The organism is Bradyrhizobium guangzhouense, from assembly GCF_004114955.1.
Taxonomy (GTDB): Bacteria; Pseudomonadota; Alphaproteobacteria; order Rhizobiales; family Xanthobacteraceae; genus Bradyrhizobium; species Bradyrhizobium guangzhouense.
Genome location: NZ_CP030053.1, coordinates 491,239 through 503,093, shown reverse-complemented (window position 1 = coordinate 503,093; position 11,855 = coordinate 491,239). Strand labels below are relative to the sequence as shown.

Here is an 11,855-nt window from a genome sequence, read left to right as displayed (position 1 = left end):
GCCTTCGCCGGGACGACATCGATTGTGCAGTGGCGGCTGCGCGCATCACTGACAGTTGCCATCGCGCCCTCGATAGCGCAGCATCGCTTAACCAAGAAACTTCAGGGATGACGCATGGCGCGCGCGAAGAACGTTCTCTGGATCATGTGCGACCAACTTCGCTATGATTATCTCGGCTGCACCGGCCATCCCCGGCTGAAGACGCCGAACATCGACGCCATGGCCAGGCGCGGCGTGCTTTTCACCAAGGCCTATGTGCAATCGCCGATCTGCGGCCCGTCGCGGATGTCGTTCTACACCGGCCGCTACATGCGCTCGCACGGCTCGCACTGGAACGGCTGGCCCTTGCGCGTCGGCGAGCCCACGCTGGGCGATCATCTCAAGAAGATCGGCGTACGCAACGTGCTGGTCGGCAAGACCCACATGGCGCCCGACCTCGAAGGCATGAAGGCGCTCGGCATACCGCCGGAATCCGTCATCGGCGTGCACGTCGCCGAATGCGGTTTCGAGCCGTACGAGCGCGACGACGGATTGCATCCGACCGGCCGGCCGCGCCCGAAATACGATGAGTATCTGCGCAGCCAAGGTTATGAAGCGACGAATCCCTGGGAGCATTGGGCCAATTCAGGCGCCGCGGACGACGGCAGCTTGCAGAACGGCTGGCTGCTGGTGCACGCCGACAAGGCCGCGCGCGTGCCGGACGAGCATTCCGAGACGCCCTACATGACGCGCCGCGCGATGGATTTCATCAGCGAGGCCGAGACCGATGGCCGGCCGTGGTGCCTGCATTTGTCCTACATCAAGCCGCACTGGCCCTACATCGCGCCCGAGCCTTACGCCAGCATGTATTCGACCGAGGACATGATCCCGGTGATCCGCTCGATGCGCGAACGGCAAAACCCGCATCCGGTGTTCGGCGCCTATATGGACATGCGCTACTCCCGCAACATGGCGCGCGACGAGGCCCGCGAGAAGGTGATCCCGACCTATATGGGCCTGATCACCCAGATCGACGACCAGATGGGCGTGCTGATGAAGTTTCTGGAGGAACGCGGCCTCACGGACACCACCATGATCGTGTTCACCTCCGATCACGGCGACTATCTCGGCGATCACTGGATGGGCGAGAAGGACCTGTTCCACGAACAGTCGGCCAAGATCCCGCTTATTATCATCGATCCGTCGAACGAAGCGGACGCGACGCGCGGCACGCGCAGCGATGCGCTGGTCGAAGGCATCGATCTCGCGCCGACCTTCGTCGATTATTTCGGCGGCAAGGTGCCGGGCCACATCCTCGAGGGACGCTCACTGCTACCGCTGCTGCGCGGACCGACACCGAGCGACTGGCGCAAGGTGGCGTTCTCCGAATATGACTACGCGATGCAGGATGTCAGGCTGAAACTGAACCAGCCGATCGAGCGCTGCCGCCTGTTCATGGTGTTCGACGGCCGCTGGAAATACATCCACGCCTCCGGCTTCCGCCCGATGCTGTACGACCTCGAGACCGATCCCGACGAATACGTCGATCGCGGCGATGACCCTGAATGCGCTGGCATCATCGCAAGGCTCCAGGCCGAGCTGTTCGACTGGGCGCTGCATCCGAACGACCACATCACCACGCCGCGCGAGAAGATCGCCAACTATGCCGACAACCAGCTCCAGGTGAAGGGCGGGATCTTGATCGGCATTTGGGACGAAGCCGAGCTTGCGGCAATCAAGGACGGGATCGCGCAGCGCGCGAAGATGTGAGTTGCTCACACGAGTCTGCATCATCGATACAATCGAACGTCCATCCGCGCCGTCATTGCGAGCGCAGCGAAGCCATCCAGAAGCTCTCCACGGAGAGACTCTGGATTGCGTCGTCGCAAGAGCTCCTCGCAATGACGGGAGGAGAGACTAGTTTTCTATCTTGTATCCCGTCGCCTTCACGATCGGCTGCCAGAAGGCGGTGTTCGCGGCGAGCTCCTTGGTCAGCCCATCCGCGCTGCTGCCGACCGGGATCAGCCCGATCGCCGTCAGCCTCTCCTTCACCTCGGGCTTGGCGAGCACCGCACTCGCGGCGGCGCCGAGCTTGCCGGCGAATTCCGGCGGGCTGCCGGCGGGAAGCCACATGCCGTACCAGGCGTCCGCCACGAGATCGATGCCGCTCTCCTTCAGCGTCGGCACCTCCGGCGCGAACGGCGAGCGTTCCGCACTCGAGACCGCGATGATCGTCAAACTCTTGGCGCGGTGCTGCGGCAGCGCATCCGCCAGCGTGGTGATACCGAAGGAGATGTGGCCGCCGATGATGTCGTTGAGGATCGGCGCGCTGCCGCGATAAGGCACGCGCGTCAGGGGAATGCCGAGATCCTTCTCCAGCTTGGAGCCCATGAAATGCGGAATGGTGCCGTTGCTCGGCACGCCGAACGAGGTCTTGTCGGGATGCGCTTTCAGCCAGGCGACGAAGCCCTTGAAATCGGCGACATCCATGGCTGGGCCAACCACGAGCGCGAACTCGAACCGCGCCAGCAACGACACGGGCATGAAGTCCTTCGCCGTGTCGAAGCTCGGCGTCGTCTCCACCATCGGCAGCAGGTACATGGTCGGCCCGGTCGTCACCAGAACCATGCCGCCGTCGGGGCTTGCGCCCTTCACCGCTTTGATGCCGATCAGGCCGTCGCCGCCGGTGCGGTTTTCGACCACGACGGTCCGCTGCAGCATCGGGGCGATTTCCTGGGCGATCAGCCGGCACAGCGTATCGCCGCCGGCGCCCGCCGCGAACGGGAAGATGATTTTGGTGAGGCCAGCCTGCGCTTGCACCTCGCCGGCCTGCGCCAATAGCGGCAGACCGAGACATCCAGCCATGAACTTACGGCGGTCCATTCGTTTCCCCTCCAGCCCGTTATTGGTTAGCGGCATTAGAACCGGGCCAGCGCTCAAGACAAGACCGACCTTCGCCGTTTACCGGGCCCGCCGCCTTGCGCCGGCCATCGTCCTGCTGCAAAAGCAGACCTCATCGGCGCCGTCTGTCGCGCCGCCACCTCCCAAAGCAATTCGTCGCACGCACCAAAATATACGCACATGGCCAGCCCCGAACTCAGTCAATTCCGCCGCATCGTCGTCAAGGTCGGCTCCGCGCTGCTGGTCGATTCCGACAGGGGCGAGGTGCGGGCGTCGTGGCTGGCTGCGCTCGCCGACGACATGGCCAAGCTGCACAAAGAGGGCCGCGATGTCCTCGTGGTGTCCTCGGGCTCGATCGCGCTCGGCCGCAGCCGCCTCAAATTGCCGCGCGGACCGCTGAAGCTGGAGGAGAGCCAGGCCGCCGCCGCCGTCGGCCAGATCGCGCTGGCGCGGATCTGGTCGGAAGTGCTCGGGGCGCACGACATCGGCGCGGGCCAGATTCTGGTGACACTCCAGGATACCGAGGAGCGCCGCCGCTACCTCAATGCCCGCTCCACCATCGGCAAGCTGCTGGAGTGGCGTGCGATCCCCGTCATCAACGAGAACGACACGGTCGCGACCGCCGAGATCCGCTACGGCGATAATGACCGCCTCGCCGCGCGCGTTGCCACCATGGCGAGCGCCGATCTCCTGGTGCTGCTGTCAGACATCGACGGCCTCTACGACGCTCCGCCGAAGAACAATCCGAACGCAAAGCTGATCCCGGTGGTCGACAGCATCTCCTCGGAGATCGAGGCCGTCGCTGGGGATGCCGAGTCGGAGCTGTCGCGCGGCGGCATGCGCACCAAGGTCGAGGCGGCCAAGATCGCCACGACGGGCGGCACGCACATGCTGATCGCCTCCGGCAAGATCGAGCATCCGCTCCAGGCAATCGCCAATGGCGGCCGCTGCACCTGGTTCCTGACCCCCGCCAATCCCATCACCTCGCGCAAGCGCTGGATCGCGGGCACGCTCGAGCCGAAGGGGACGCTGACGATCGATGCGGGCGCCGTGACGGCACTGCGCGCCGGCGCCAGCCTGCTGCCCGCCGGCGTCATCAAGATCGAGGGCCAGTTCGCCCGCGGCGATGCGGTGATCGTCCGCGGCCCCGACACCAGCGAGGTCGGCCGCGGCCTGATCGCCTACGACACCGAGGTCGCCGAGAAGATCAAGGGACGCTCCTCCCCGGACGTGATGGCCATCCTCGGCATCAGCGGCCGTTCGGAGATGATCCACCGCGATGATCTGGTGGTGGGCGGGTAGCCGGGTCAAACCTGTTTGTTGGGCCTCTGCGCAGCTAACCGTTCGCGTCCTCAAGCCTTGATACCTTCGAACCATTCATGGACATCGCCGATCTCCTCCATCGGCCCGCTGTCAAAACCCTTCTGGATTTCCGCCCTTAGCACCTCAAGCTTGGCCTTTCGTCGCTCTTCGACGGTCGGCATCGCAGGCTCCATCATTGGGCATTGATATTCCGAGATATTTTGGCGTCCCGCAACTCCCGCCCCACTCGGCCGTTGGCCGACCCGGCGGCGACTCCCGAAGCCCTGCCATACCCTGCCCGCCCTTCGCAAAACCGGGATTTCCGTGCTAGGACACCGCCTTAGCATAAGGTTGAACTCCTATGGCCACCCCCCTCAAAGCCGTTGACGGCAATGCCGATCTTCAGGCGCTGATGTCCGATCTCGCCACCCGTGCCCGCGCCGCCGCGCGCGTGCTGGCGCTGGCGCCGCCGGAGCAGAAGAACCGGGCGCTGGAAGCCATGGAACGGGCAATCCGCGCCAATGCCGCGGCAATCCTCGCCGCCAATGCCGAGGACGTTGCGGAAGCCCGTGCCTCCGGCAATGCGACCTCTGCCTTCATCGATCGTCTGACGCTGACGCCGGCGCGGGTCGAAGGCATGGCCGAAGGCATCGCCATCGTGCGCGGAATCGCCGATCCCGTCGGCATGGTCACCGAAAGCTGGCAGCGGCCGAACGGCATGACCATCGAGCGCGTGCGCGTGCCGCTCGGCGTCGTCGGCGTGATCTTCGAGAGCCGGCCGAACGTGTCCGCGGACGCCGGCGTCCTCTGTTTGAAGTCCGGCAATGCCGTGATCCTGCGCGGCGGCTCCGATAGTTTCCGCTCCTGCCGCGCGATCCATGAATGTCTGGTGCAGGGCCTGCGCGAAGCCGGACTGCCCGAAGCCGCGATCACGCTGGTGCCGACACGCGACCGTGCGGCTGTCGGCATGATGCTGTCGGGATTGAACGGTTCGATCGACGTCATCGTGCCGCGTGGCGGCAAGAGCCTGGTCGCGCGCGTCGAGCAGGAAGCGCGCGTGCCGGTGTTCGCGCATCTCGAAGGCGTCAACCACGTCTATGTCGATGCCAGCGCCGACCTCGCCATGGCGAAGGAAATCGTGCTCAACGCCAAGATGCGACGCACCGGCGTCTGCGGTGCCGCCGAGACGCTGCTGGTCGATCGCGCCGCGGCCGGCAAGGCTCTGAAGCCGCTGGTCGAGATGCTGCTCGAGGCCGGCTGCGAAGTGCGCGGTGACGACGCCGTGCAGAAGACCGACGCACGCGTCAAGCCCGCCAGCGAAGACGATTGGGACACCGAATATCTCGACGCGATCATCGCGGCGAAGGTGGTGGACGGCGTCGACGGCGCGATCGCGCATATCCAGGACCACGGCTCGCACCATACCGATGCGATCGTGAGCGAGAACGATGCCACCGCGAAGAAATTCCTCAGCGAAGTCGATTCCGCGATCGTGCTGCACAACGCCTCGACACAGTTCGCCGACGGCGGCGAGTTCGGCTTCGGCGCCGAGATCGGCATCGCCACCGGCCGCTTCCACGCGCGTGGTCCTGTCGGTGCCGAGCAATTGACGAGCTTCAAATATCGCGTTCACGGCACGGGACAGACGCGGCCGTAAGAAACGTCGCGAGGCGCGGGGCATTGAGTAGCAATTTCGTCGTGCCGCGCTTCGTGGCGCAAGCGGTCCCGCCCCATAGCGAGGGCATGCGCATCGGCCTGCTCGGCGGCTCATTCAATCCGCCGCATCAGGCCCATCGCGCGATCAGCCGCTTCGCCTTGATGCGATTGCAACTCGATCGCGTCTGGTGGCTGGTGACGCCAGGCAATCCGCTCAAGGAGAACGGCAATCTGCATGAGCTCGGCGAGCGGATGCAGGCCGCGCGCGACGTCGCTGACGATCCCAGGATCGAGGTGAGCTGTCTCGAATCCGTCATTCGTACCCGCTATACTATCGACACGATCAACACCTTGCGCCGCCGCTTCTCGGGCTTGCGCTTTGTCTGGATTATGGGCGCCGATAATCTCGCTCAATTCCATCGTTGGCAGGACTGGCGGCGCATCGCCGCCCAGGTCCCGATGGCAGTGATCGACCGTCCGCCGCAGAGTTTTCGCGCCCTTGCCTCCCCGGCCGCCCAGGCGCTCGCGCGCTATCGCGTGCCGGAGAATGAGGCAGGATTGCTCGCGGATCGGCCGGCGCCGGCCTGGGTGTTCCTGACCGGCTTGAAACTCAACCTCTCCTCGACGGGCTTAAGGAACCCGGACGGGAGCTGGAAAGGTACGAAGTGAGACGGAGTGTGGGGATTTACGGGCTCTCTGGCATATTGAAACCCTTAACCCCACATGATGTAGTGTAACCAGCGAAGGCCGGATTCGGTCTTCGCGATACAGTGAAAGGAATGGTCCCTGGCCACGTCTGTATTGTCCAAGTCAGCTTCGACGAAGTCTGTTTTACCCAAGGCTACGAAACCGACGCGTAAAACATCGACCCAAGCTGCGGCCTTGAAGGCGCAACCCGACGCCGACAAGACGCTGAGCCTGATCCTCTCCCGCCTCGAGGACATGAAGGCGGAAGAGACGGTCACCATCGACCTTCGCGGCAAATCGGCATACTCCGACTACATGATCGTCACCACGGGCCGTGTGAACCGGCACGTTGGCGCGATCGCGGAGAACGTGACGAAGAGCCTCAAGGAAACCGGCATCAAGAACATCCATGTCGAGGGCTTGCCCAATTGCGACTGGGTGCTGATCGATTCCGGCGATGTGGTCGTGCACGTGTTCAGACCCGAGGTCCGCGAGTTCTACAATCTCGAGAGATTGTACACGCAGGGCCCAGGGGCGGCGAAGGCGATCTAGGCTCGACCTGGTCGGCCTGCCTGCCTGGCCGATTTCGAATCGGCTGACGCGCATGCTAGCGTGGTGCGCGCGCAGAATGCGCGCGGTCATGAAATCACGACTCTGAAACCTCATGCGTGTTGCAGTCATTGCGGTGGGCCGGCTGAAGCAGGGCCCCGAACGGGAGCTTGCCGACCGCTATTTCGCGCGGTTCGAAGAGGCTGGCCGCAAGCTCGGATTTCGCGAGCTGACCATCCACGAAATCCCCGAGAGCCGCGCGCGCGACACCGCAACGCGCATGGCCGAGGAGGCCGCGGCGATCTCGGCGCATATTCCGGAAAAGTCGATTCTGGTGGCGATGGACGAACGCGGGCAAAACCTCGATTCCACCGTATTCGCACGGAATCTCGGACGCTGGCGCGACGAGGGCGCCGGTCATACACTCTTCGTGATCGGAGGGGCGGACGGACTTTCGCCCGAATTGCGCCGTAAGGCCAAACTCGCGATCGCGTTCGGCTCTGCGACCTGGCCGCATCAAATGGTCCGCGTCATGCTTCTGGAACAGCTGTATCGGGCCGCCACCATTCTGGCCGGCCACCCCTATCATCGCGCGTGATTCGCGCCACAACGAGCACCTTGCCTAAAGCGATGCGAGCGCCTGCCCTCAACCTGCTGATGATCGCGAGCGTCGCCGGCGCAAGCGTCGCGCAAGCTTGCGTAAGCTTCGCACAAGCTCAAACAGCACCGGCGCCTCAGACCGCTGCCATCTCGCCCGACGCGATCAAGCAGCGCGAGCAGGAGCTGGAAGCGGCGCGCGCCAGCCAGAAGAGCGCGGCGGAGGCGCAGGCCAAGCTGAAGGCCGAGATCGCCTCGCTCGGCCAGGACAGGACCCAGCTCAATCAGCAATTGATCGACACCGCCGCCAATGTCCGCACCGTCGAGACCAAGATCGACGAGGCCGAGGCGCGATTGAAGACGCTGAACGGCCGCGAGCAGCAGGCGCGCGCTTCGCTTGATTCGCGCCGCGCCGACATCGTCGAGGTGCTGGCGGCCCTGCAGCGCGCCGGACGGCGCACGCCGCCGGCACTGCTGGTGCGGCCCGAAGATGCGTTGCAATCGCTGCGCACGGCGATGCTGCTCGGCGCCGTCGTGCCGGAATTGCGCAGCCGCGCGGAAAAGATCGCCGGCGAGCTCGGCGAGCTCGTGGCGTTGCGCAAGACCATCGCCGCCGAGCGCGACCAGCTCGCCTCCGACCGCGACAAGAGCCGCAGCGACCAGACCCGGCTCACCGCACTGGTCGACGAGCGGCAGCGCCAGCAGGCGTCGCGCGAAAAGGACCTCGACGCCGAGAATACGCGCGCCATCGCGCTGTCAAAGCAGGTCGGCGATCTCCAGGGGCTGATCGCCAAGATGGAGCAGGACCTGCAAAGCGCCGCCAAGGCAGCGGAGAAGGCCGCCGAAGCCGCCCGGCAGGCCGAGGCCAAGGAGGCCAAGGCAGCAGCGGCGAACGCGGCCGCCGGCGCCAAACCCGGCCCGGCGGTCTTCAAGGACCGCTCCCGGACCAGCCCGGCCATCCTGTTCGCCTCGGCCAAGGGGCTCCTGCCGTTGCCGGTTAACGGTAACAAGATCAGGGACTTTGGCGGTTCCGACGGGGTCGGCGGGGTCCAGAAGGGCATTTCGCTGGCCACCAAGCCCGGCTCCCAGGTCACGACGCCGTGCGACGGCTGGGTCGTCTACGCCGGCCCGTTCCGCAGCTATGGACAACTCTTGATCCTCAATGCCGGGGGCGGGTATCATGTCTTGATCGCCGGGATGGAGCGCATTTCGGTAAACATCGGACAGTTTGTGCTCACGGGGGAGCCGGTCGCGACCATGGGGTCGACATCTCAAGTCGCCTCCATTCTCGCGACCAACGCGAGTCAACCTGTGCTGTATGTCGAGTTCCGCAAAGACGGCACTCCAATCGATCCAGGCCCATGGTGGGCCGCAAATGAAGGCGAGAAGGTTCGCGGATGATGCGCAAGACTTCAGTTATCCTCCTCAGCGCGGCCACCGGTGCGGCGCTGACGCTGTTCGTGACCCAGCCGCGCGCGGTGTTCATGGGATCCAGCGCGCGAGCCGCGACCGCGGACACCTATCGCCAGCTCAATCTGTTCGGCGATGTCTTCGAGCGCGTGCGCTCCGACTATGTCGAGAAGCCCGACGACACCAAGCTGATCGAATCCGCGATCAGCGGCATGCTGTCAGGTCTCGATCCGCATTCGAGCTACATGGATGCCAAGAGCTTCCGCGACATGCAGGTGCAGACCCGCGGCGAGTTCGGCGGTCTCGGCATCGAGGTCACGATGGAAGACGGCCTGATCAAGGTGGTCTCGCCGATCGACGACACGCCCGCCTCGCGCGCCGGCGTCATGGCCAACGACATCATCACCAATCTCGACGATGAAGCGGTGCAGGGCCTGACCCTGAACCAGGCGGTCGAGAAGATGCGCGGCCCCGTCAACACCAAGATCAAGCTCAAGATCATCCGCAAGGGTCAGGACAATCCGATCGACGTCACGCTGGTGCGCGACAACATCCGCGTCCGTTCGGTGCGCGCGCGCGTCGAGGCCGACGACATCGCCTATATCCGCATCACCACCTTCAACGAGCAGACCACAGAGGGCCTGAAGAAGGAGGTCGCCAACCTCCAGACCCAGATCGGCGACAAGCTCAAAGGCTACATCATCGACCTCCGCAACAATCCGGGCGGACTGCTCGAGGAGGCCGTCACCGTGTCCGACTCGTTCCTCGAGAAGGGCGAGATCGTGTCGACCCGCGGCCGCAATGCCGAGGAGACCCAGCGCCGCACCGCGCATGCGGGCGACCTCACCAAGGGCAAGCCCGTCATCGTGCTCGTCAACGGCGGTTCGGCCTCGGCCTCGGAAATCGTCGCCGGCGCGCTGCAGGACCACAAGCGCGCGACCATCGTCGGCACGCGTTCGTTCGGCAAGGGCTCGGTGCAGACCATCATCCCGCTCGGGAGCGGCAACGGCGCGCTGCGCCTGACCACGGCGCGTTACTACACGCCGTCGGGCAAGTCGATCCAGGCCAAGGGCATCGTGCCCGACATCGAAGTGCTGCAGGACGTGCCGGAAGAGCTGAAGTCGCGCACCGACACCAAGGGCGAAGCTTCCTTGCGCGGCCACCTCAAGAACGACGGCGACGAGAAGACCGGTTCGCAGTCCTATGTCCCGCCGGACGCCAAGGACGACAAGGCGCTCAAGATGGCCGACGACCTGCTCCACGGCATCAAGAACAGCGCCTCCGCAGCGCCCGCACCGGGCGGCGACAACAAGGCCGCGCCCGCGGACAAGCCCAAGGCGGCCAATTAGGCGCGACATCCGATCTGACGAAAAGGGCGGCTCCCAGAGCCGCCCTTTTTTGCTGCCGCCCTTTTGCCTGGGAACTCCTGATCTCCCCGGCCTATCCCGGCCTGCCGCCACTTGACCTTGGCGTGGTATCGTCGGCTCGAGTGATTCGGGATCTCGCATGACTGAAACGGCCGATGATCTGAGCGCCCCGCTCGGACAGGACAAGCCGCGTCGGAAACGGCGGCTGCGGCTGCCGTTTACGGCCATGCAACTGATCGCCGTCATGCTCGGCCTGTTCCTGGTCACCTTTGCCGGCTTCGCGATCTTCAACAAGGACCCGCTCGGCGGCGAGCCGATGACGCGGATTGCGATCCGCGATTCCAAAGGCGGCGACAAGGCGAGCGAGCAGAAGGCAGCGGCCGGCCACGGCGAGGAGCACGGGCAAGACAGCAAGCACCCGGCCAAGGATGCGCCGAAAGAAGCTGCCCCAGGCGAGCAGAAGACCGTCACCATGATCGACGGCTCCACCGGCGCACGCCACGACGTGGTGATCGGCGCCGGCGAAGCTGCAGACAAAGGCGAGGCGGCTTCCACGCCGCCGCCCGTCATGAACGGGATCGATCCAAAGCTGCTGGAGAAGTCCCGCTACGGCATGATCCCCGCGATCTCGGGCGACCTCAAGCCCTTCAATGTCTATGCCGCCGAGGCCGACCGCGCCAAGGCCGCGAAAATGCCTGTGGTGGCGATCGTGATCGGCGGCCTCGGCGTCGGCGCCGCCAAGACCACCGATGCGATCATGAAGCTGCCGGGCGCGGTGACGCTGGCCTTCACGCCTTATGGATCCGATCCCGGAAAGCTGGCCGAGCGCGCCCGCGCCCAGCGCCACGAGATCTTCCTGCAGATCCCGATGGAGCCCTACGACTTCCCGGATAACGATCCCGGGCCGCAGACGCTGCTGACCTCGCTCACCCCCGACCAGAACACCGACCGCCTGTACTGGCACCTCAGCCGGATGCAGGGCTATGCCGGCATCACCAACTTCATGGGCGCCCGCTTCATCGCGACCGACCCGGCGATGCAGCCGATCATCCGCGAGGCCTCCAGGCGCGGCCTCGGCTTCTTCGATGACGGCTCCTCGCCGCGCAGCATCGCAGCCCAGGCCGCCGGGAGCCTTGCGGTGCCGTTCGGCAAGGGCGATATCGCGCTGGACGCGGTGCCGACCCCGACCGAGATCGACCGCGCCCTGAACAAGCTGGAAGCGACGGCGCGGGAACGCGGCGTCGCGATCGGCACGGCCTCGGCCCTGCCTGTCTCGATCGAGCGGATCGGCGCCTGGATCAAGACATTGAACGACCGGGGTATCCTATTGGTGCCATTGACAACCGCGATGCTGAAATCAAAATCCAGCTAAATCAAAGAATTGGTACGGCACGGCTGCACCAGCCC

At 65.1% G+C, this 11,855-nt stretch carries 11 protein-coding genes; 9 read left to right on the top strand and 2 right to left on the bottom strand.

What is annotated here, in order from left to right:
- Positions 1 to 114 precede the first annotated feature (114 nt).
- Positions 115 to 1,749 (top strand): alkaline phosphatase family protein, encoded by a 1,635-nt coding sequence (locus XH91_RS02475; RefSeq protein ID WP_128949119.1) that lies wholly within the window; start codon positions 115 to 117, stop codon positions 1,747 to 1,749.
- A 147-nt stretch (positions 1,750 to 1,896) separates the two neighbouring features.
- On the opposite strand, the gene XH91_RS02470 is transcribed toward XH91_RS02475, so the two are convergent.
- Positions 1,897 to 2,862 (bottom strand): Bug family tripartite tricarboxylate transporter substrate binding protein, encoded by a 966-nt coding sequence (locus XH91_RS02470; RefSeq protein ID WP_164934278.1) that lies wholly within the window; start codon positions 2,860 to 2,862, stop codon positions 1,897 to 1,899.
- Positions 2,863 to 3,060: 198 nt separating this feature from the next.
- Between XH91_RS02470 and proB the strand changes: the two genes are divergently transcribed.
- Positions 3,061 to 4,182, top strand: a complete 1,122-nt coding sequence (gene proB / locus XH91_RS02465; RefSeq protein WP_128949117.1) for a glutamate 5-kinase — start codon at positions 3,061 to 3,063, stop codon at positions 4,180 to 4,182.
- 50 nt (positions 4,183 to 4,232) lie between these two features.
- Here proB and XH91_RS39855 read toward each other — a convergent pair whose 3' ends face one another.
- A complete protein-coding gene (locus tag XH91_RS39855) occupies positions 4,233 to 4,364 on the bottom strand; it encodes a hypothetical protein (RefSeq protein WP_283813049.1) in 132 nt (43 codons plus the stop codon).
- A gap of 179 nt (positions 4,365 to 4,543) precedes the next feature.
- Between XH91_RS39855 and XH91_RS02455 the strand changes: the two genes are divergently transcribed.
- From XH91_RS02455 to XH91_RS02425, 7 genes are all read left to right on the top strand, one after another.
- Entirely contained in the window at positions 4,544 to 5,839 is a 1,296-nt protein-coding gene (locus XH91_RS02455) for a glutamate-5-semialdehyde dehydrogenase (RefSeq protein WP_128949116.1), read from the top strand.
- A 23-nt stretch (positions 5,840 to 5,862) separates the two neighbouring features.
- Positions 5,863 to 6,507, top strand: a complete 645-nt coding sequence (locus XH91_RS02450) for a nicotinate-nucleotide adenylyltransferase (RefSeq protein ID WP_164934279.1) — start codon at positions 5,863 to 5,865, stop codon at positions 6,505 to 6,507.
- A 213-nt stretch (positions 6,508 to 6,720) separates the two neighbouring features.
- On the top strand, positions 6,721 to 7,077 hold the full coding sequence (rsfS, locus tag XH91_RS02445) for a ribosome silencing factor (RefSeq protein WP_128949115.1): 357 nt from the start codon (positions 6,721 to 6,723) through the stop codon (positions 7,075 to 7,077).
- 112 nt (positions 7,078 to 7,189) lie between these two features.
- On the top strand, positions 7,190 to 7,672 hold the full coding sequence (gene rlmH / locus XH91_RS02440) for a 23S rRNA (pseudouridine(1915)-N(3))-methyltransferase RlmH (protein ID WP_128949114.1): 483 nt from the start codon (positions 7,190 to 7,192) through the stop codon (positions 7,670 to 7,672).
- Positions 7,673 to 7,704: 32 nt separating this feature from the next.
- On the top strand, positions 7,705 to 9,072 hold the full coding sequence (locus XH91_RS02435; protein WP_128949113.1) for a murein hydrolase activator EnvC family protein: 1,368 nt from the start codon (positions 7,705 to 7,707) through the stop codon (positions 9,070 to 9,072).
- Positions 9,069 to 10,430, top strand: coding sequence for a S41 family peptidase (locus tag XH91_RS02430; protein ID WP_128949112.1), 1,362 nt, complete (start codon positions 9,069 to 9,071; stop codon positions 10,428 to 10,430). The genes XH91_RS02435 and XH91_RS02430 overlap by 4 nt, the downstream gene beginning before the upstream one ends.
- A gap of 157 nt (positions 10,431 to 10,587) precedes the next feature.
- On the top strand, positions 10,588 to 11,820 hold the full coding sequence (locus XH91_RS02425) for a divergent polysaccharide deacetylase family protein (protein ID WP_128949111.1): 1,233 nt from the start codon (positions 10,588 to 10,590) through the stop codon (positions 11,818 to 11,820).
- Positions 11,821 to 11,855: the final 35 nt, after the last annotated feature.